At 59.2% G+C, this 20,968-nt stretch carries 19 protein-coding genes; 8 read left to right on the top strand and 11 right to left on the bottom strand.

Annotated features, from left to right (window positions below):
• The 3 genes from dnaE to trxA all read left to right on the top strand — a co-directional run bounded on the left by dnaE (position 1) and on the right by trxA (position 5,289).
• On the top strand, positions 1–3,717 hold the full coding sequence (gene dnaE / locus Q5H89_RS08525; RefSeq protein ID WP_305018869.1) for a DNA polymerase III subunit alpha: 3,717 nt from the start codon (positions 1–3) through the stop codon (positions 3,715–3,717).
• A gap of 217 nt (positions 3,718–3,934) precedes the next feature.
• On the top strand, positions 3,935–4,846 hold the full coding sequence (locus Q5H89_RS08520) for a porin family protein (protein WP_305018868.1): 912 nt from the start codon (positions 3,935–3,937) through the stop codon (positions 4,844–4,846).
• 113 nt (positions 4,847–4,959) lie between these two features.
• Positions 4,960–5,289 (top strand): thioredoxin, encoded by a 330-nt coding sequence (gene trxA / locus Q5H89_RS08515; RefSeq protein WP_305018867.1) that lies wholly within the window; start codon positions 4,960–4,962, stop codon positions 5,287–5,289.
• A gap of 85 nt (positions 5,290–5,374) precedes the next feature.
• On the opposite strand, the gene Q5H89_RS08510 is transcribed toward trxA, so the two are convergent.
• Positions 5,375–5,692: a hypothetical protein gene (locus Q5H89_RS08510; protein ID WP_305018866.1), complete on the bottom strand. Its 318-nt coding sequence runs from the start codon at positions 5,690–5,692 to the stop codon at positions 5,375–5,377.
• 182 nt (positions 5,693–5,874) lie between these two features.
• Here Q5H89_RS08510 and Q5H89_RS08505 point away from each other — a divergent pair, with 182 nt between their 5' ends.
• Both Q5H89_RS08505 and Q5H89_RS08500 read left to right on the top strand, forming a co-directional pair.
• A complete protein-coding gene (locus tag Q5H89_RS08505) occupies positions 5,875–6,300 on the top strand; it encodes a hypothetical protein (protein ID WP_305018865.1) in 426 nt (141 codons plus the stop codon).
• A gap of 99 nt (positions 6,301–6,399) precedes the next feature.
• Positions 6,400–8,313 (top strand): SPFH domain-containing protein, encoded by a 1,914-nt coding sequence (locus tag Q5H89_RS08500; protein WP_305018864.1) that lies wholly within the window; start codon positions 6,400–6,402, stop codon positions 8,311–8,313.
• Between the two features lie 85 nt (positions 8,314–8,398).
• Here Q5H89_RS08500 and Q5H89_RS08495 read toward each other — a convergent pair whose 3' ends face one another.
• The gene (locus tag Q5H89_RS08495) at positions 8,399–8,887 is read right to left on the bottom strand and encodes an Lrp/AsnC family transcriptional regulator (RefSeq protein WP_305018863.1); all 489 of its coding nucleotides are present in this window, start codon (positions 8,885–8,887) and stop codon (positions 8,399–8,401) included.
• Between the two features lie 457 nt (positions 8,888–9,344).
• Between Q5H89_RS08495 and Q5H89_RS08490 the strand changes: the two genes are divergently transcribed.
• Positions 9,345–10,673, top strand: a complete 1,329-nt coding sequence (locus Q5H89_RS08490; protein WP_305018862.1) for a hemolysin family protein — start codon at positions 9,345–9,347, stop codon at positions 10,671–10,673.
• Between the two features lie 11 nt (positions 10,674–10,684).
• On the opposite strand, the gene Q5H89_RS08485 is transcribed toward Q5H89_RS08490, so the two are convergent.
• From Q5H89_RS08485 to accD, 9 genes are all read right to left on the bottom strand, one after another.
• Positions 10,685–11,389 carry a TM2 domain-containing protein gene (locus Q5H89_RS08485; protein WP_305018861.1) on the bottom strand — a complete coding sequence of 235 codons (705 nt, stop codon included), beginning with the start codon at positions 11,387–11,389 and terminating at the stop codon, positions 10,685–10,687.
• Positions 11,390–11,738: 349 nt separating this feature from the next.
• The gene (locus Q5H89_RS08480) at positions 11,739–12,341 is read right to left on the bottom strand and encodes a TM2 domain-containing protein (protein ID WP_305018860.1); all 603 of its coding nucleotides are present in this window, start codon (positions 12,339–12,341) and stop codon (positions 11,739–11,741) included.
• 304 nt (positions 12,342–12,645) lie between these two features.
• Positions 12,646–13,158 carry a gamma carbonic anhydrase family protein gene (locus Q5H89_RS08475; RefSeq protein ID WP_305018859.1) on the bottom strand — a complete coding sequence of 171 codons (513 nt, stop codon included), beginning with the start codon at positions 13,156–13,158 and terminating at the stop codon, positions 12,646–12,648.
• 4 nt (positions 13,159–13,162) lie between these two features.
• Positions 13,163–14,149, bottom strand: a complete 987-nt coding sequence (locus Q5H89_RS08470) for a radical SAM protein (protein WP_305018858.1) — start codon at positions 14,147–14,149, stop codon at positions 13,163–13,165.
• 55 nt (positions 14,150–14,204) lie between these two features.
• On the bottom strand, positions 14,205–14,978 hold the full coding sequence (locus Q5H89_RS08465; RefSeq protein WP_305018857.1) for an endonuclease III domain-containing protein: 774 nt from the start codon (positions 14,976–14,978) through the stop codon (positions 14,205–14,207).
• A gap of 158 nt (positions 14,979–15,136) precedes the next feature.
• The gene (locus tag Q5H89_RS08460; protein WP_305018856.1) at positions 15,137–15,853 is read right to left on the bottom strand and encodes an OmpA family protein; all 717 of its coding nucleotides are present in this window, start codon (positions 15,851–15,853) and stop codon (positions 15,137–15,139) included.
• A gap of 208 nt (positions 15,854–16,061) precedes the next feature.
• Entirely contained in the window at positions 16,062–16,337 is a 276-nt protein-coding gene (locus Q5H89_RS08455; RefSeq protein WP_305018855.1) for a glycine zipper domain-containing protein, read from the bottom strand.
• A gap of 150 nt (positions 16,338–16,487) precedes the next feature.
• Positions 16,488–17,231: an OmpA family protein gene (locus Q5H89_RS08450; RefSeq protein ID WP_305018854.1), complete on the bottom strand. Its 744-nt coding sequence runs from the start codon at positions 17,229–17,231 to the stop codon at positions 16,488–16,490.
• A 108-nt stretch (positions 17,232–17,339) separates the two neighbouring features.
• Positions 17,340–18,191, bottom strand: coding sequence for an acetyl-CoA carboxylase, carboxyltransferase subunit beta (accD, locus tag Q5H89_RS08445; RefSeq protein ID WP_305018853.1), 852 nt, complete (start codon positions 18,189–18,191; stop codon positions 17,340–17,342).
• A gap of 250 nt (positions 18,192–18,441) precedes the next feature.
• Between accD and Q5H89_RS08440 the strand changes: the two genes are divergently transcribed.
• Positions 18,442–19,431 (top strand): OmpA/MotB family protein, encoded by a 990-nt coding sequence (locus Q5H89_RS08440; RefSeq protein ID WP_305018852.1) that lies wholly within the window; start codon positions 18,442–18,444, stop codon positions 19,429–19,431.
• An 87-nt stretch (positions 19,432–19,518) separates the two neighbouring features.
• Positions 19,519–20,967: a hypothetical protein gene (locus Q5H89_RS08435; protein ID WP_305018851.1), complete on the top strand. Its 1,449-nt coding sequence runs from the start codon at positions 19,519–19,521 to the stop codon at positions 20,965–20,967.
• Position 20,968 lies beyond the last annotated feature (1 nt).

Raw genomic sequence — 20,968 nt, 5'->3', positions numbered from 1 at the left:
ATGCCCGTTTTCTCGCACCTTCACTCGCACACGCAGTACTCCTTGCTCGACGGCCAGGCCAGCATTTCGGCGCTCATGAAGAAGGCGCAGGCCGACGGCATGCCCGCCGTGGCCCTCACCGACCACGGCAATATGTTCGGGGCATTCAACTTCGTGGCCGAGGCCAACAAGTACAACGTGAAGCCGATAGTGGGCTGCGAGTTCTACATGGTGGCCGACCGCCACAAGAAGACTTTTCTGCGCGAGAAGGGCGAAAAGGACAACCGCTACCACCAGCTGCTGCTGGCCAAGGACCAGGCCGGCTACCACAACCTGGCCAAGCTCTGCTCCATGAGCTTTATCGAGGGTGTGTACTCCAAGTTTCCGCGTATCGATAAGGAGCTGCTGCTCAAGTACCACGAAGGCCTGATTGCTACCAGCTGCTGCATCGGGGCCGAGATTCCGCAGGCCATTCTCTTCGAGAGCGAGGCCAAGGCCGAGGAGCTGCTGAAGTGGTGGCTCGACGTGTTTGGCGACGATTACTACATCGAGATTCAGCGGCACGGGCTAATGAACTTCGACGGCACCGGCAAAAGCCAGGAAGACGTAAACCAGGTACTGCTGGGGCTAGCCAAGAAGCACAACGTCAAGGTTATCTGCACCAACGACTCGCACTACGTAGACCAGACCGACTACGCGGCCCACGACCTGCTGCTGTGCGTGAACACGGCCGAGGAGCGCAGCATCCCGGTCGGCGACTTCGAGACGAACTACTATACCGTACTCACCGCCGACCAGCGCGTGCACTACGACACCCTCGACAACCTGCGCGGCGCCCACGGCTACGACGACAACGCCCGGCGCATGATTTCGCGCATCGACGAGGAGCTGCAAAAGCCGCCCAAGCAGCGCCGCCGTCGCTTCGGCTTCGCCAACGACCAGTTCTTCTTCAAGAGCCAGGCGCAGATGAACGAATTGTTCAGCGACGTGCCTGAAAGTGTGGATAACACCAACGAGATTGTGGATAAGATTACGCCGCCCAAGCTGGCGCGCGATATCCTGCTCCCCAACTTCCCCATTCCCGCGCCCTTCGCCAACGCCGACGAATTTTTGCGCGAGCTGACCTACGTGGGCGCCTTCGGCCCCGGCGCCGGCAACGGCTCCGTGACCATGACGAAGCCCCCGCGCTACGCCGAGCGCACCCCCGAGGTAGAGGAACGCCTTGATTATGAGCTGCGCATCATCCAGACGATGGGTTTTGCGGGCTACTTCCTCATCACGCAGGACTTCATCAACCACGGCCGCAATATCGGCGTGGCCGTGGGCCCCGGCCGGGGCTCGGCGGCCGGCTCGGCGGTGGCCTACTGCGTGGGCATCACCAACATCGACCCCATCAAGTACTCGCTGCTGTTCGAGCGCTTTCTGAACCCCGAGCGCGTATCGATGCCCGATATCGACATCGACTTTGACGACGTGAACCGCCAGAAAGTCATTGACTACGTGGTGGGGAAGTACGGCAAAACGCAGGTGGCCCAGATTATCACCTTCGGCACGATGGCCGCCAAGTCGTCCATCAAAGACGTGGCCAGGGCCATGGAACTGCCGCTGCCCGCCGCCAACGAAATTGCCAAGCTCGTGCCCGAGAAGCCGGGCACGACCCTAGCCGGCGCCTTCCGCGACGTGCCCGAGCTGCAAGCCATCCGGGCCGACCAGAGCGACCTCAAGGGCCAGATTCTGGCCCTGGCCGAGCGCCTCGAAGGCTCGGTGCGCAACACGGGCATCCACGCGGCGGGGGTCATCATCGCGCCTGATGATATTACCAACTACATCCCCGTTTCGACCTCCAAGGACTCGGACCTGCTCATCACGCAGTTCGACGGCAAGGTGATTGAGAGCGCCGGGATGCTGAAGATGGACTTCCTGGGCCTCAAAACCCTGACTATCATTGTGGATGCGCTGAATTTGATTGAGCGCAACCACGGCGTAAAAATCGACATCGACGACATTCCGCTCGACGACCCCAAGACCTACGCGCTCTACCAGCGCGGCGATACCATCGGCACGTTCCAGTTCGAATCCGAAGGTATGCGTATGTACCTCAAGGACTTGAAGCCAACCAACATCGAAGACCTGATTGCCATGAACGCGCTGTACCGGCCCGGCCCGATGCAGTTCATCCCCGACTTCATCAACCGCAAGCACGGCCGCGAGCCCGTGGAGTACCCGCACGAACTGCTGAAACCCATCCTGGAGTACAGCCAGGGCATTATGGTGTACCAGGAGCAGATTATGCAGACGGCCCAGATTCTAGCTGGCTACTCGCTGGGGGGTGCCGACTTGCTGCGCCGCGCCATGGGTAAGAAGGACATGAAGAAGATGGCGATGGAGCGCGAGAAGTTCATCAAGGGCGCGGGCGAGCTGCACAAGATTCCGGCGAAGAAGGCCAACGAAGTCTTCGACGTGATGGAGAAATTTGCGGAATACGGCTTCAACCGCTCGCACTCGGCGGCTTACTCGGTAGTGGCGTATCAAACTGGCTACCTGAAGGCTAACTACCCCGCCGAGTACATGGCCGCCGTGCTCACCAACAACATGGGGGACATCAAGAAGGTGACCTTCTTCATTGAGGAAGCCCGCAAGCAGGGCGTGGCCGTGCTAGGCCCCGACGTGAATGAAAGCGAGCAGAAATTCAACGTGCCGCGCGAAAACCAGATTCGCTTCGGGCTAGCCGCCGTGAAGGGCGCGGGCGAAGCCGCCGTACTTGAACTGGTGGATGAGCGCAAAAAAAATGGGCCGTTCTCCGATGTATTCGACTTTGCCAAGCGCGTGAATTTGCGCTCGGTAAACAAGAAAACCTGGGAAAGCCTGGCCCAGGCCGGCGCATTCGACAGCTTTGAGAAGTACAACCGCCGCCAGTTTATGGACGCCCCGGCCGGCGACCAGAACCTCATCGAAAAGGCGATGAAGCTGGGCCAGCAGCACCAGGCGGCCAAGGAATCGGCGCAGCACAGCTTGTTTGGCGCCGGCGCTTTTGGGGCAGTGGCCGCGCCGCTGCCCAAGGTCAACGACCTGGAAGACTGGAGCCCCACCGAGAAGCTGCGCCGCGAGAAAGAAGTAGTAGGCTTCTACCTGTCGGGCCACCCGCTCGACACCTACCGCATGGAAATTGACGCCTACTGCACCTGCCCGCTCGACAAGCTCGACGCGCAAAAAGGCAAAGACGTCACTATCGCCGGCCTCATCTCGGGCGTTACGTTTCGCACTACCAAGAGCGGCCAGCCGATGGTGTCGTTCAACATTGAAGACTACGATTCTAGTTTGAACCTGGCGCTGTTCCGCGACGACTTCAGCAAGTACGGGCCGCTCATCAACCCCAAAAACTACCACAACGACCAGGTGCCGCCCATGTTTGTGCGCGGCAAGATGGAGCTACGCTACGGCACCCAGGACCAGTGGGAACTGAAAATCAAAACGATGGAGCAACTCAGCAACGTGGCCGATAAGCTCAGCAAGGGTGTGCGCGTGAAGCTGGACCTGCGCACCGTAACGGGCCCCATGATAGACCGCTTGCAGGAAGCTATAGAGTATGCCAAGGGCTCGAAGCGCCTGGAGATACAATTTGTGGAGCCCCACGAGCGGCTGGCCGTTGATATGTTTTCGCGCCGCTTTCAGATTGAGCCCAAGACGTTTATCGACAAAATGCGCGAGTTTGAGCTGGATGTGTGCGCCCTGATTTAGAGCGCAGGCTTAGCATTCGGAAGACTTCACTACTGCGCAGCGCCGAAGCCTTTTGTCCACACCGCCGGGATGATAGCCCTGGTGGTGCGGACAAAAGGCTTCGGCGTTATGCGATAGACTGCCCCAGTAAGTGCTTTAGCAGTTGGTTTACAACAGGCTAAAAGTAAGTTGAAAGGCTTATTTTCGTCCCGAATTAGTTCTTTACCTCGCTTCTGCTATGCTGCACTTTTCTACTAGGCTACCTGCTCCTACTCTGCCGCACTCTGGCACACTGGGGCGCTTTCGGCCGGCTGCCTGTTGCGCGCTCGCGGTGCTGGGCCTGAACTCACTAGCCCTGGCGGCGCAGGCCCAGGACCTGCCTGCCGCCGCGCTGCGCCAGCCAGTACTATTCAACTTGAAAAGCGGCTTCAACCTAAGCACCTACACTGGCGGCGGCTACATCGGCTGGCAGACGGGCTTAAAAGGCGGCTTCACGGGAGGGCTATCGGCTACCAGGCGGCTAGCGGCCCGCAGCGCCTGGCAAGCCGAGCTGCTGTACGCGCGCAAAGGGGCAGTGCGCTACGACTATTGGCATGCCTACGCCCGAGGGCACGCCTCTAATCTGCCCACCGCCTCCAACGAAAATATCTGCCGCTCCGAGTTGCATTATCTGGACCTGCCGGTACTCTTCACCTACGGCCCCGGCAGCGGCAACCGCCCCGGCTGGTACGTAGCGGCCGGCCCCCAGGTAAGCCTAGCCCTCGACCGGGAGGAAACGGTGGTCCCCGCTGGTATCAGCGATGCAGATAACTTCAAAGAGATAGTCGGGAGCGGCGCCGAGGCACTAACGCGCTGGAACTGGGGCTACCTGGCCGGCATAGGCTACCAGATTGCCGGTGGCAACGCGGGCATCGAGCTGCGCTATAGTGGTGACATCAGCAACGTGTACCGCGATGGCCAAGGCTCGGGGGCTTTTTATGCCGGTAGTGGCAACCGCTTTCACAACGGCAGCATTCAGCTGCTGCTAAACCTGGTTTTGAGCGGCGGGGGCTGGCGCTGGGGCCACGACGCTTTCCCGGACACGCCCACGCCTTCGGCCGAGCCACCCCGGCGCTCGGAGTCGAGCCCATCTCCCCGGCCACAGCCTTAGCGGGGCTGGCAAACCTTTCGCTTTCTACCTTTGTTCTACATCAACTCCGCTACCTTGCGGCCTCGTTGGCCGTACACGCCGGACGTTTTCTCACTAATATTTCCCTTAGCGTCATGGCGCACAAAGCAATTGAAATAACCGACGCCAATTTCGAGGAGATTATCAACTCGGATAAGCCAGTACTCGTGGACTTTTGGGCCGAATGGTGCGGCCCCTGCCGCATGGTAGGCCCGGTAGTAGAAGAGCTAGCCGGCGAATATGAAGGCAAAGCCATCGTAGGCAAGGTAGACGTGGACGCTAACCCCCAGACGTCGATGAAGTTCGGTATCCGTAGCATCCCGACGCTGCTGGTTTTCAAGAACGGCCAGATTGTAGATAAGCAAGTAGGCGCCGTGCCCAAGCATGTGCTTGCCCAAAAGCTGGAAGCTCAGGTAACTGCCTAAGTGTAGTAAAGCTTCGATTTTAGAAACAAAAAAGCCCCGCGCTAGTGTAGCGCGGGGCTTTTTTGTTTCAGGCAAGCTGCGGGGCCTAGCGCACCTGGCGGTCGTGCTTCTGACGGTAAATGGCGCGGCTGGCGCTGTTTTCGGTGCGCCGGATGTCGTGGCGCTCGCCTCGCGTCACGATGCCATCGGCGCGGGCGGCCCGCTTTTCGGCCGTTATGCCCGCTTCGCGGCCGCGCATACGGGCCGCTTCACTACGGGTCAGCTCGCCCGAGCGCACGCCCTGCCGGATACGGGCGCGCTCATTGCGCTGGCGGGCATTGATACCAGGCATTTGGGCCGCAGCGGCTAGCAAATTGCCAGCCAGTAGCGCGGTAACGGCTACGCAAAAAAGAAAATTTTTCATGGCAAAAAGAGTGGGTGGTTAGTTGCTCGTGAAGTGGGAACGTGCGTTGGACGGCCGGCGGCGTACCGGGTTTAAACCGGGCGCGAGGGCTAGCGCGAGTTCATCGATAAAGCCGCTATATTTCGGCACATTTTCTGCCGGGTACGGCAGAGCTTTCCATCCACCCATTTTCTTCTCACACCATGAAACGCTTTTTTGGATTTCTCGCCGCTTTATTGGTTACTGGCGGCCTAGCGGCCCAGGCCCAAACCACCCCGGCCACCGGCACCATGAGCAGCAGCTCGTCGAAAATGACGACCACTAGAACGGCACAGGTACCGGCCACCACCACTACCCGCACTACCACCTCGACCAACCCGGCCGGCATGAGCAAGTCTTCGACCATGTCGAAGAACCAGGCCACGATGAGCAAGTCGAGCACCATGACCACCCCTTCGGGCATGACCAAGACTTCGAGCACCACACACATGAAGGCCGACGGCACGCCCGATATGCGCTATAAGTCGAGCAAAACCGTGCAAACTGGTCCTATGAAGGCCGACGGCACGCCCGACATGCGCTACAAAACCAACAAGACGAAAACTACTACGACCAAAACCACTATGTAATGCCCACCCTGGGCTAGCGATGAAGTCCTTCCCGGCCAGTCTGGGAAGGACTTTTTTATAGCTTTACTTTGCTACCTGATTCTTTTTCTCACCTTTTTTATGCTGCTAGCCCTTACTGTTTCAGCTTTTTACGTATTTCTCAGTGTGCTGGGCGGGCTGCTGCTTGTGCTGCTGCTGGCCAAGTCGCTGCTTGGCATCGTCGTTATTGGCGAGCTGGAAGTAGGCATTGTGGCCAAGAAATTTGCCCGTACCAGCCTGGCAGCCGGCCGCCTTATTGCCTTGGAAGGCGAGGCCGGCCTGCAGGCCGACACGCTAGCCCCCGGCTGGCACTTCTTTTTATGGCCCTGGCAGTTTGCCGTTACCAAAGAGCCCGTAACGGTAATTCCCCAAGGTGAAATCGGGCTGGTGGTGGCCAATGGCGGAGCTGTTATTCCGCCTTCGCACATGCTGGGCCGGGTAGTGGAATGTGATGACTACCAAGATGCTCGTGCTTTCTTGACGAAAGGCGGCGAGAAAGGCCGGCAGCTCGGTATTCTCACGGCGGGCACCTATCGTATTAATACGGCGCTCTTTACCATCCTCACCCGGCGCAATGCCGAAAGCATGGGCATGAACCCTAGCGAGCTGGCAGTGTACCGCGTGGTACCCGACGCGGTAGGCATCGTAACGACTCTCGACGGCGTGCCGATTGAGCCGGGCGAGATAGCCGGCCCGGTTATTCCAGAGCACGACAATTTTCAGGATGCCCAGCGCTTCCTGGCCGCCGGGGGCCGGCGCGGCCTGCAAGAACAAGTGCTGCTGAGCGGCGCCTGGAACCTGAACCCCTGGTTCTGCCGCGTCGAGCAGGTGCCCATGACCGAGATTCCGATTGGCCACGTGGGCGTGGTGATTTCCTTCGTGGGCCGCCCGGCACAGGATGTGAGCGGGGCCGATTTCACCCACGGCAACCTCGTGGAAGTAGGCCACAAAGGCATTTGGGTCACGCCGCTTTACCCCGGCCGCCAGCCCCTGAACACCCGCATTATGCGCATAGAGCTGGTGCCCACCACCAATATCGTGCTCAACTGGGCTACCCGCACCGAGGCGCATGGCTATGATAACTCCTTGAGCAGCATTACGGTGCGCTCGCGCGACGGTTTTTCGTTTAACCTAGACGTGGCCCAGATTATTCACGTGGCGGCGCTGGATGCGCCGCGCGTCATCTCGCGGGTGGGCTCGATGCAAAACCTGGTCGACCACGTGCTGGAGCCGATTGTGGGCAATTACTTCCGCAACAGCTCGCAGGAGTACACAGTGCTCGATTACCTCACCAACCGCGCCGAGCGCCAGCGCGATGCAGCCTTGTTCATCCGCATTGCCCTAGCTACCTACAACGTGCAGGCTGTGGATACACTCATTGGCGACATTGTGCCGCCGGCCCAGCTCATGACCACCCAAACCGACCGCAAACTGGCCGAGGAGCAGCGCAAAACCTACGAGGTGCAGCAGGCCGCCCAAACCCAGCGCCAGGCCCTAGTGCGCGAAACCAGTATTGCCGACATCCAGAGCGAATTGGTAAAGAGCGAGCAAGGCGTAAATATTGCCGAGCTAAATGCCAACTCGCAAGTAAAGAAAGTGCGCGGTGAAGCCGAAGCGGCCAAGCTGCGCGCTGGCGGCGAAGCCGAAAGCACCCGCCTGCGCGCCATTGCCGATTCGGAGGCCACGCGCCTGCGCGGCGTGGGCGAGGCTGAAGCCATCCGCGCCATTGGCCAGGCCAAGGCCGAGGCCTACCAGGTAGGCGTGGCTAGCCTCGGCACCCGCGAGTTTACGGCCTTGCAGCTGATGCAAATTATCGGCGACCGACAGGTGAAAATTACGCCCGATGTGCAGGCCAACGGCGCTGGCACGGGCGCGGGCGCGGGCGGCGGCCTGGTCGAGGCCTTAGTAGGCTTGCTGGTGCAAGGCCAGCAGGCCGCCCCACCGGCGGCCCCGCCCCAGTCTACCCCGGCGGCCCCCGCAGCCCCAGCCAGTTAGGCTACCGAAGCCAAAAAAGGCGCCACCCGACTGGGTGGCGCCTTTTTTGGGCCCTAGCGCTTTGGCAATACCACAATAGTAGGGGCTATTTAGCTACATCTACCGGGGCTTCTTCGAGCTGCACGGTGCGGCTGAATACCTCCTCCAGCGAAATGAGGGTTTCGGTGCGCTCTACGCCTTCTATCTGTTGCACCAAGTCGTGCAGCACGTTGCGCAGGTGCTGGGTGTCGCGGCAGGCCAGCCGGGCAAACAGGTTGTAGCTGCCCGTGGTAAAGTGCACGCTGATAACCTCCGGAATGTCGCGCAGCTGCGCAATAACCGAGTCGCAGAAAGAGCTTTTCAGCAAAAAAATGCCCAGAAAGGCCTGAATGCCAAATCCTACCTTGGTCAGGTCAAGGTCGAGGGTGGCACCGCGCACAATTCCAAGCTCCTCCAGCCGCGTCATGCGGCTATGAATGGTGCCGCCCGACACGTGCAGCTGGCGGGCTATTTCGGAATAGGGCAGCTTGGCATCCTGCACCAGCAGGCTCAGGATGCGGCGGTCAATATCGTCGAGTTCGTAGGGACGGGACATGGTGGGCTGCTAATAAGAATTCAAAATTACGGCAACTTCTCACAAACACACCTTCTTTTTTGAAGATTAAATAATTTTTGAAGGTTTTTTAAATAAAATTTGCAAAGACCAAATTTTGTGTCTTACCTTTGACACATCAAAACGCAAACGGCGTGGCGACCCAAACCTTGTAGTGTGGTGAAACTGGCAGACACGCCCTCCTATCTCGGGGGTGGAGATTCGGGGATAAAGCACTGGCTTTTCGGAGCCCGCGCCTAACTTCTTCGTGGAGGTTCAAGTCCTTCCGCTACAGCATACCTAGTAGAGGCGCTTTCCAGCTTGGGGGGCGCCTCTTCTTCATTTAAGCGCCATCAAATCGACGCATTATGCGGCCCGGCGCCAACCGGCCCTTGCTACGTGCGTACTTTTGCATTACTTAGGCTACCCCGGCGGTTCGTATCGGTGGTATGCCAGGCTCATGGGCACCCAGCTACTCCTCACGTTTTTCCTGATTTTAATAAACGCCTTCTTTGTGGCGGCCGAGTTCTCCCTCATCCGGGTGCGGCTTTCGCAGCTTGAGATAAAAGCCAAGGAAGGGAGCCGGCTAGCCGGCCAAGCCGTGAGCGTGCTGCGCCGGCTCTACGATTACTTGTCGGCCACGCAGTTTGGCGTCACGGTAGCTTCGCTGGTATTGGGTGCCGTGGGCGAGGAGCTGTTTACCGAAATTTTTCTGGATTTACTGCCCCGGCTGCACCTGCACATTACGGTGGCGCTGGCGCACAGCATTGCGGTGGGCGCGGGGCTTATTGTCCTCACGTTTCTGCACGTCTTGTTCGGCGAGCTGTTTCCGAAGGCGCTGGCCATTCAGCGGCCCGAAGCGGTGAGCCTGGCCCTGGTGCTGCCGCTGCGGGTGTTTTACCTCGTAACGCTGCCGCTCACCTGGTTTCTGTCGAAGGCCTCTACCCTGCTGCTAGGCCTGGTGGGGCTGCACAGTGGCGGCCACGGCACCGAGGCCCACACCTCCGATGAGCTGCGCCTTTTGCTGGACCAAAGCAAGGAAAGCGGGGAGATTCAGGACTCGGAGCACGAGCTGATTGAGAATGTATTCCAGTTCAACGACCGCATGGTGAAGCAGATTATGGTGCCCCGCACCAAGCTCGCCGCCCTCGACGTGAACGCCCCGGAAGACAAGATTCTGGAAACGGTGTTCAGCGAGGGCTACTCGCGGATGCCGGTTTTTGAAGGCAACATCGACAATATCGTGGGCGTGCTTTATGTGAAGGACCTGCTGCCCATCATTCGGCGGGGCGAGCCCTTGGAGCTGGCCCGCATTATGCGCCCGGCCTACTTCGTGCCCGAAACCAAGAAAATCAACCGCTTGCTGCGGCAGTTTCAGCGCAAGCACATTGTAATGGCCGTGGTGAGCGACGAGTTTGGTGGCGTGTCGGGCATCGTAACCATCGAGGATATCATGGAGGAGCTGGTGGGCGAAATCCAGGACGAGTATGACAACGAGGTGCCCGTGGTGGAGAAAATATCGGAAGCCGAGTACCGGGTCAATACCGCTACGGCCATCCCCGATGCCAACGAGTACCTGCCCTACCCGCTGCCCGAGGGCGACGACTACGAAAGTGTGGGCGGCCTGCTGAACGTGCTCTACGGCAACATTCCGGAGGTAGGCGACGTGGCCGTGCTCGAGCCCTACGAGTTTCGGGTGCTTAGCCGCACCGGCCGCGTAGTGGAGATGGTGCAATTGCGCGTTATCAATACTGCCCCGCTAGTAGCTGCGGAAGACCCACTGGCCTAGCCAGTAAGCTATTAAGGGGTATCGCGGGTTTGAAAAAAGCGAGGGAAATACTCGCCATTCCTGGGCTTGAGGTCGCCGGTGATGATACGCACCATATCTATCAGGCTCAGCAGACTCACGACACTACTCAAAATTACTCCGGCTATCGCCAGGCCCATAAACCCTGCTCCGCCGCCATAAAGAGTAGCAATACTGCCGATTACTGCCACTACAAGAAGCAGAAACCCAGCCGCGGTAGCAGCCAGATACGCGGTACCGCGCCCATAGTAGCCTAAGTAAAACAGGTGTCCTCCAATGCCCCCCACAAACAAGGCCAGCAACAGGGCAATGCCTTTGGTACGCCGGTGAGGAGTGGTATCTGCCGGACCCGGCTGCTGTTTGCTAACGTCTTGAGCCTTAGCATAAGCAACAGCAGGTTGCTTCAATAACGTTGGCAGCCATTGCTGTAATTTTGTTAATGATTTTGCCTGCTTCCGCACTGCAGCGGCCTTCTTGTTTTGCCGCAGGGGCCTAGTCCTCTGCCAGGCTGCCAACGGTAGCGGCGTATCTCTCAGCCTGGCCGGGGCAACTCCTGCGTCTGGCGCTGTAGCAGTAGGCAGCGGCGGCCAGCCAGCACTGGAAGCCTGAAATGAGTAGCTGGCACGCTGACAAGCGCCTAGCGCAACTAGCGTAAGCAGGAACAACCAGTGACAGCAGCAGGCGGCGCGAAAGGGCATAACAAAGGCGAGGTTAATCTTGACTCAAATCACGCTAGGCCACCGGGCAGTAGCAAATCATTATTTCTTATCTACAGACTTTAGACTAGCTGCTTCAAGTGGCTACTCAGGGCAAAAATTGCCCCCTACTCTTTCAAATCGCAGGTTATAGAAGAATTTTGGCTGACTTTACAAATTATTTCGCTTGAGGGCAAGCTGCGAAATAAGCCATCTAGCTGGCCCCAGGCAGGGTACTTGTCAATACAGGCTAAGCTGGTAAAAAGGGCGGGCCACTTCAATTGAAGTGACCCGCCCTTTTTATTATCGAATACAAGTGTTATCCTTCTATTTTACCCTGTATTTCAACTCATTATATTTTTTTCGCATAGTCCCCGTCTTTGGGCTTTAGGTTGCCGGTGAGAATGCGCACAAAGTCGATGATGACAAGGATAAACCCAATTAGTATCAGCGACAGAAAAATTTGCAGGATGCCTTTACCTACTCGCCCCAGGTAAAAATCGTGGATGCCCAAGCCACCTAAAAAGAAGCAAAGTACAGCCGCTACTACCTGGCTTTTGCCTTCAGCAGTAGTACCCTGAGGAGCAGCTGCCAATTGGCGTTTCAGCTCTTTCTTGAAAGCTTTGCGATTAAGGTTCGCAACGGGCGTTTTTGCGGCAGCAACTGGCGTGTTTATTTCTGCACCGGCAGCTACATGCGCGCTGGCACGGCGAGCCGCGCGGCGAGCACTATGGCGAGCTGGCGCTACTTCGGTTACTTGAAGCGTAGCGTCAACTGAGGCAGTGGCGGAAGTCGTTTCGAGGGTTGCCGCCGCAGCTAGAGGCACAGTATTTACTTGCTGCGACCCCAGGTAGGCGGGTGCGCTGCTATTGAAAGCGTAGTTGGAGCGGCTGCAAGAAGAGAGCGAGGCGCTGGCAATTCCCAAAGCCAAAACTAGTTGGTAATATTTTTTCATTTGAAAAAAAGTGATTGATGGTGTCGGCGCCAAAGCTAAACCATCAATCATTTATTTTCCAAATTTTGAATATTTTAGATAAAAATTTTATTGTACTATACCTTATTTAATGTTTAAAAATAAAAGATTTTTTTATTTTTAAAACACTCTCTTTCAGAATCTTAATTAAAATAATTTACTAGTAATTATTTCTGCTTAGCAGGCACCTTATTTACCAGCAAATCCTATTACCAAGCTAGCACACCTTGTCCATTTTAAATCTTTTTACTAATTATTATTATATAACAATTATAATACAATATTATTATTTCAACCAACTGGCGTAGCGCTGATAATTGGCGGCCGTGCGGCGCAGGCCAGCGGCCTGCGCCGCGCTTACTGGCTTTATTTTGCGGGCCGGCACCCCGGCGTAGAGGTAGCCGGGCTCGCACACAGTGTTTTCGAGCACTACGGCGCCCGCCGCGATAATGCAGCCGGTGCCCACCAGGGCATGGTCCATCACGATGGCGCCCATCCCGATGAGCACGTCGTCTTCCACGGTGCAGCCGTGCACCAGCGCCCGGTGGCCAATGCTCACGCGCGAGCCGATGCGCAAGGCAGCCTGCTCGAAGGTGCAGTGCAGCACCGCTCCATCCTGGATATTGGTTTCGTCGCCGATACGGATGCTGTTGACATCGCCCCGAATAACGGCCGTGAACCACACGGTGCAGCCGCGCCCCAGCACCACATCGCCGATAACGGTGGCATTATCAGCCAGAAAGCAGTCGGGGCCGATGGTGGGCGAGATGCCGTGAACGGGCAGAATAAGCGCGGGCATAAGGCTAGCGGGTGGGGAGCAAACGCTTCCAGGTACCCTTTTCCCAGCTGTATTTCAACGTGCTGGGGAGGGCTTGCCAGAAGTACTTGCTGGTTTCGACCGCGAAGCTAGGCTGCATGTAGCAATTGATGGTGCAGCCCTCGCACTGCGGCAGGCGGCCTTCGAGGGCGGCCAGGCGCTGCGTGGCCGGGGCATTATACACCTCAAACAGCTGGCCGTTGATGGGAAACTTCTGCTCGCCGAGGTGGTAGCAGGGCAGCACCAGCTCATTGTGGGGCGAGATAACGAGCGTGGTGCTGGCCGCCCGGCACACGGGCGCCGCCACGTGGTTGCCGCCATCGCGCCGCAGCGCAATAAAGCCCTCGTTGAGGTACACGCCCTTGCGCCGGCCGAAGGCCGATAGGTAGTCCAGCTCGGCCTCGGTGAGCTGCTCGCCGGTTTCTACGTCGCCGTATTCGAAAGCAGGGTTAATGATGAGTACCAGGCCGTTGGGCTGGGTGATATCGCGGTACACAGCCTCCAGGTCGGCCAGGTTTTTACGAAAAACCGTGAACAGGATGTCGGGCCGCTCGCCCAGCTCTTTAGCCACGCGAATGCTTTCGAGCACAAAATCGTAGCAGGCCACGCCCCGGCCCAGGTCGTGGGTGGCGCGGTCGGCCGAATCGAGCGAAAAATGCAGCATATCGACCAGGCCGCGCAGCTTCTCCGCATTTTTAGGATAAAGCAGGCCGTTGGTCGTAACGGTGGTGATGAAGCCTAGCTGCCGGGCTAGCCCCAAAAACTCGGGCAGCTGCCGGTGCAGCAGCGGCTCGCCGCCCGTGAAGTCAATCACGTTGACCCCGAGCCGCTTTAAATCGCGCAGGTTGGCCTCCACATCAGCCAGGGTAATGTAAGGCGAGGGCTTCTCCCAGATGTCGCAAAACGCACACTTCGCATTGCAGCGGTAAGTGACGTAGTAGTTGCACAAAACGGGGTGCTTGACGAGGCGCATACCATAAAGGTAACCCCTACTACCCTAGCCAGGCAGTTCTAGCCCGCCCAAGGCCCTAGTGAGGCAACTGGCCCCAGGCCGCGGCGTCCCAGCGGGTGGGCGTGGCGGCCAGTGCCTCGGCCGTAGCCTCGCCAACGTGCTCCTGGTAGTAGTTGCAAAAGCCTTTAAGCGGGCAGCGGGCACAATTTGGACGCTGAAAAAAGCAGATTTGCTGCCCGTGCCAGTAGTTGTGCTTGTGAAAATTGAACAGCCCTTCGGGGTCCAGCTCGGGCCTGAGCAGGTCGAGCAGGACGGTGTGGGCTTTCTCGACCGATACTTTGGGGCCGATAACCCCTAGCCGCTGCATTACGCGGTGCACGTGGGCATCGACGGGCAGCACGGGCTTGCGAAAGTTGAATAGCAGCACCAGCGAGGCCGTTTTCAGGCCGATACCGGGCATATCGGTAAGCCACTTCATGGCACGCTCAGTGTCCCAAGCAGCCAGAAAGTCAAGCGAATAACTGCCGCCCGTTTCCGACTTGATGCGGCCCAGGATGTCCTGAATGCGCGGCGCCTGCGTGGCGGGCCAGCGCGTGGTGCGAATGGCGTGAATAAGGTCGTCGAGCGGCGCGTGCAGCACGCCCTCCCAATCGCCAAAGGCCTCCAGCATCCGGTCGTAGGCTAGTTCTTCGTCGGCGTGCGTGGTGCGGTGCGAGAGCAGCGTCGAAATCAGCTCGCGCATGGGCGTGCGCCGGGCGGCCGTGGGCACGGGCCCAAAAAACTCGTTCAGAATGCGGTGGTCAGCCAGGGCTTTGGCAAGGGCGGGCGAAGTATAGGTTGGCTGGACCACAAGTGCGACGGTTTTTTCGGATTGAGCAGATGCTATAGCCGGACGCATTAGGAAGCGCGCTAGGCTATAGCTGAGCACAATACGAAAAAAGCCGCCCCAAGGGCGGCTTTCTTAACATTCACAAAATTTGCTTTATCCAAGCAAACCGTGGCGCAACCTTACAGCTGGCCGCGCTTGGCCGCTTTCTGCATTTTCTCATTGGCGAAGATGGCTACTTCCACGCGGCGGTTGGCGGCTTTGCCGGCCACGGTCGTGTTGTCGGCCACCGGCTGGCTCGAGCCGTAGCCCGTGGCCGTGATGCGGCTGGTGTCTACCCCTTTCGTTGTCAGCTCGTTGGCTACGGCCTGGGCACGGCGCTGGCTCAGGGGCTGGTTGATGGCGTCGCTGCCCGAGGCATCGGTATGGCCGTCGATGGTCACGTTGGTATCAGCGTATTTCTGGAGCGTAGCGGCTAGCTCGTCGATGTTGCCGGCGGCGGCCGGCGTGAGGGCCGACGAGTTGCTGGCAAACAGAATACCCGAAGCAAACGTGATTTTGATGCCCTCGCCCACACGCTCTACTTTGGCGCCTTCGAGGTCGCGGCGCAGCTCGGCGGCCTGCTTATCCATGCGGCGGCCAATGAGCGCGCCACCCGCGCCGCCCACGGCCGCGCCTAAAATGGCACCCTTAGCCGTGCCCGACTTGCCACCAATTACGCGGCCCAGGATGGCGCCACCCGCCGCCCCACCCAGGCCGCCAATGATGCCGCCCTTCAGCGTTTTAGTCATCCCCTTGGGCTTATCCGTCGAAACGGTGGTCGACTGCGCCTGTGCAAAGTGGCCTAGCAACAGCAAAACCGCCAGCAAGTAAGAAAAAGAGAGTTTCAGGGTTTTCATGAAAAATGGTAATAAAGAAAAGCGATTGCCGGCAAGGCACTGGCAATGCGGCGGCAATTTCACCATTTGCAACCACCTTGCCAAACTCCCCGCGCCTAACGCAGCGCTTTCCTCGTTTAATGCCGCCGGGTCTTGGCTAGCCACAAAAAAAGCCCGGCCGTGGGCCAGGCTTTTTTTGTGGCTAAGCTGCGTGGCAGCCAGCCCAGGCTTACTTGTTGCGGTAGCGGTTGTAGCGGGCGGGGTCTTTCTTTTTGTCCTGGTTGCGACCAACCAGGCCACCACCTACCACGCCAGCGCCAGCGCCCAGCAGGGCACCTTTGCCACCGCCTACCAGGCCACCCAGCACGGCCCCACCGGCTCCGCCAATAGCAGCACCCTTAGCCTTGCGGCTCCAGCCTTTAGGCTTATCCTGGGCCTGGGCCACCGAGCCGGCGAGCATGAAGAATGCCAGCAAAAACACGAAAACTTTTGAGAAGGATTTCATATGAATACGAAGCGATTAAGAAGGAAAAGCGGCCGGTGAGCCGCCGAGGTTTTTAACGGAATTCGAAATCCGGAGGTTGTGCTTGGGCACAAAAAAAGCTCGGGGGTAAGCACCCCGAGCTTTTAAAAGTTGCATGACCTAACTGCTCACTTACAGCGTGCCGTTTTCGGCCGCTTTTTTCATCTTTTCGTTGGCATAAATGGCTACTTCTACGCGGCGGTTGGCCTGCTTGCCTTCTACCGTCGAGTTGTCGCCCACCGGCTGGGTCGAGCCGTAGCCTTTGGTAGTGATGCGGCTGCTAGCCACGCTTTGGGCGGTGAGGGCATTGGCCACCGACTGCGCGCGCTGCTCGCTCAAAGGCTGGTTGATGGCGTCGGTGCCGGTGTTGTCGGTGTGGCCTTCTACCAGCACGTTGGTGTCGGGGTATTTCTGCAGCGTAGCGGCCAGCTTCGAAATATCGGACTGCGAAGCGGCGCGCAGCGCGCTGCTGTTGGTATCGAACAGGATGCCCGAGTCGAAGGTGATTTTGATACCCTCGCCCACGCGCTCTACCTTGGCGTTGGCCATGTCGCGCTGCAATTCCTGCGCCTGCTTGTCCATTTTGCGGCCGATGAGGGCGCCCGCGCCGCCGCCCACAGCCGCGCCCAGAATGGCGCCGGCGGCCGTGCCCCGGCCCCCGCCCAGCAGGCCCCCTAGCACGCCGCCCACCACGGCCCCACCACCGGCGCCCAGCAGGCCGCCCTTGGTAGTTTTATTCATGCCGTCTTTGCGCACGCCGGTGCCGTTGTTGCTCGACAGGTCGGGCTGCGTGGTGGTTTGGCGCGTAGAGGCGCACGAGCCTAGCAGCATCACAAAGGCCATCAGCACAGCCAGAAAGGACTTGGGAGAATTCATTATTTCTGAAGAATAGGTGAAGAAAATTGGCAGCGCCAATTGGGCCTTATACGCAAAAGCCCGCTCTGGTTACCAAAGCGGGCTTTCCCAAAGTCGTGCCAACCAAGCCTAGCCGGCGGCCCGTAGCATCCCAAACAGGTCGGCGAGGCGCTGCTTAAGCTCGCGGCGGTCCACGATAAAATCGAGGAAGCCGTGCTCCAGCACAAACTCGGCGCTCTGGAAGCCCTTGGGCAAGTCCTTGCCAATGGTTTCCTTGATAACGCGCGGGCCGGCAAAGCCGATGAGCGCGCCCGGCTCGGCAATGTTGAAGTCGCCGAGCATGGCAAACGAGGCCGTGACGCCGCCCGTGGTGGGGTCGGTGAGCAGGCTCACGTAGGGCACTTTGGCTTCGGCCAGCAGGGCTAGCCGGGCCGAGGTTTTGGCCATCTGCATCAGCGAATAGCCGGCCTCCATCATGCGGGCGCCGCCCGAACGCGAAATCATGAGGAAAGGAATCTTGTTCTGGCGGGCGTAGTCGATGGCGCGGGCTATTTTTTCGCCCACCACCGAGCCCATCGAGCCGCCGATGAAGCGGAAATCCATGGCCGCTACTACCAGCGGCTGGCCGGCGCTGAGGCCATGGGCCGTGCGCACGGCATCTTTGAGGCCAGTGCTTTTTTCGGTGGCCTGCACGCGTTGCGGGTAGGCCTTGGTATCGACGAAGTGCAGCGGGTCGCCGGAGGTGAGGTTGGCGTCCATTTCTTCAAACTGGCCGCCATCGAATAGCAGTTCGAAGTAGGCGGCCGCATCAATGCGGTCGTGGTAGCCGCAGTTGCCGCACACGTAGTGCAGGCGCTTGTGCTCGGCCATGGTGGCCACGGTTTTGCACTCGGGGCACTTATACCACAGGCCGTCGGGCGTTTCCTTTTTTTGCTCGGTGGGGGTGATAATGCCCTTTTCCTGGCGCTTGAACCAAGCCATACTGGTGGGGAAGTGGAGAGATGACGAATAAAGGCGTGAAGCTGAGTGGCTGACTACGGAGGCCGCGCACTGGTTGGCTACGCTTCAGCCAGGCAAAATTACGCCATAGTTACCATCGGGGCGAAAGTAGTGATGCCTCGTTAGGCCCGTTGCCTCACAAAACGGCCCTGGCGCGGGCGCCGGGCAAGGCCAGCGCGGCCGTAACTTGGCCCGCCCATCACCTAGCCTGCTTTTCTGCTTGAAAAAGTTTTTGTTTTACTCTCGCCCGCTGCTCGGGCTGGCTTTGCTGGCCGGCGGGGGCGCTAGCCTCAGCAGCTGCGTCACGGCCAAGCGCTACGAAGACCTGCAAGCCCGCCAGCAAAGCGAGGCCCAGGCCCGCACCGCCGCCGAAACCCAACTGCGCCAAACCAAGGCCGACCTGCAAAAAACCACCGACGCCCTAGCCGAAGCACGCCTCGACCAGAAGCGCCTCGTCACGGACTCGACCCAGACCGGCAATGCCCTGCGCCGCACCCGCACGCTCTACACCCAGCTCACCGACAGCTACGACAAGCTGCTCAAAAACAGCGACCGCGCCCTGGCCGACCGCAACGCCGACTACGGCAAGCTGGCCAAGGACCTGGCCACCCGCGAAGCTGAGCTGGGCCAGCTCGACCTGAATTTGCAAAAAGCCAAGTCGGACCTCAACGCCCGCGAAGCCAAGCTAGCCGAGCTAACCCAGGCCCTGGCCGACAAGGACAAGGCCGTGAACGACCTGAAGGCCCGCGTGAGCAAGGCCCTGCTGAGCTTCAACTCCAGCGACTTGCAGGTGAAACTCAAGGATGGCAAGGTGTACGTGTCGCTCTCCGAGCAGCTGCTCTTTAAATCGGGCTCCAGCAAGGTCGACCCCAAGGGCCAGGAAGCCCTCAAAAAGCTGGCTAGCGTGCTGCAAGAGCAGAAAGACGTGAACGTGGTGGTGGAAGGCCACACCGACAACGTGCCCATGCGCCCTACCGGCGGCATCCAGGACAACTGGGACCTCAGCGCGCTGCGGGCCACCGACATTGCCCGCCTGCTCACGGCCAGCGGTGTGGAGCCGAGCCGCATCACGGCCTCGGGCCGCTCGCAGTTTGTGCCGGTGGCCGCCAACGACTCGCCCCAGAACAAAGCTCTCAACCGCCGCACCGAGATTATCCTCACGCCTAAGCTCGACGAGCTGTTTCAGATACTCGACGGCAACAGCGCGGCCCCGGCCAGGTAGGCTCTTCGCTAGCCAGTTACCCTAGCCCGGAGAGCGGTTTGTTGCTATATTTCAAGCAACAAACCACTCCCCGAGCCAGGGTATTTTATGAATGCACTTTTTCGCTTGCGCTGGCTGCTAGCCGGCTTATTTTGGGTAAGCACGCTGCCGGCTGCCCGGGCGTCCCACATTTTGGGTGGCGATATTACGTATGCACCAGTGGCGGCCACCACAGTCGGGGTGCCGCGCTACCATGTAGTGGTGCGGCTGTTTCGGGATGTGACTGGGGTCGACCAGCCTACTGTGCGCCTTGCCTGCAACCGTAGCGACTGCAATGCGACCGCGAGCAACTATTTTTTTGTAGACAATATCCTGCGCACAATGAATGCGCGGCGCACTTCGCTGGGCTGCGCCACCGCCTCGCCTTTCCGTGTCTACGATACGTACTTGTATGAGACCGATGTAGACCTGCCACCCGGCCAATGGACACTCAGCGCTTCCCTCGAAAACCGCAGCGGCAGCATTCTTAACATCCCGAACTCTATTGCCCGCAGCTTTTACATCAGCGCTTTTTTAGATAATCAGCTAGCCCCCCAAAACTCTTCGCCGCAATTTTTGACCACCCTCCTGCCCTACCTGTGTGGCAGCACCACCCAACGCTACAGCTTCAGCAGCTTCGATAGCGACGGTGACTCGCTGGCGTACAGCTTCATTCTTTCGCAGGAAAATCTGATACCAGGCGGCACAAAAAATTTATGCGGCTCGCCCATTGCGGGCAGCTTCTCTCCCCATTTTCAAATCAATGCCGCCACTGGTGAGCTTACTGCTCCGGCTGGGCCCGTACAGCAAGGCACCTATGTTATGGCGGCGCGCGTGAACGAATACCGGCGCATTGGTGGCACGTGGCAGCCCATTGGCTATATTATACGCGATGTCTCCTACCTGGCCTACAGCGGCACTAATCTGCCGCCGGGCTTCACGGGCCTGACGCTCGCTAGCGGTGCCACGCAGCCTCTCGACCAGCTTATCGCTGTGCGGCCGGGCCAAACAGTCAGCCTGCTGCTGACTGCGGCCGACCCCGACGCCGGCCAAACGCTTCGCTTCAGCAGCGAGGCTACCAACATTATTCCGGGCCTGAGCCTAGCCACTGTGAGCGGCACTCAGGCACGCCTTACCTGGCAGGTGCCCGCTAGCCTCCCGCCAGGCCGCTACCGAGCTACCATTGCCGTGCAAGACGATGGCTGTCCACTTAATGCCAGCGCGGAGCAAACGGTATCCTTTGTAGTCAGCAACCTGCCGCTAGCCACCCGCGCCACCTCCGACACTGAAGCCACGGCCTTCCCAATGCCCTTCCGCGAGCAGGTGCAGTTTCGGGCGGGCGGCAGCGGGCAGCTGGTCGTTATTGTCGATGAGCTGGGCCGCACCATTGCGCAGCTGCGCGCCGGCGCCGATGGCCGCGTGCTGTGGCAGCCGGCCGCTAGCCTGCCCGCCGGCCTTTACCTGGCGCGCGGGGCCGATGGCCGCCCGCTGGCCCGCCTGCTGCACGCCGCCAATTAGC

Source organism: Hymenobacter cheonanensis (assembly GCF_030581075.1).
GTDB lineage: Bacteria > Bacteroidota > Bacteroidia > Cytophagales > Hymenobacteraceae > Hymenobacter.
The sequence above is the reverse complement of the archived record's forward strand: the minus strand, read 5'-3'. Positions and strand labels throughout refer to the sequence as shown.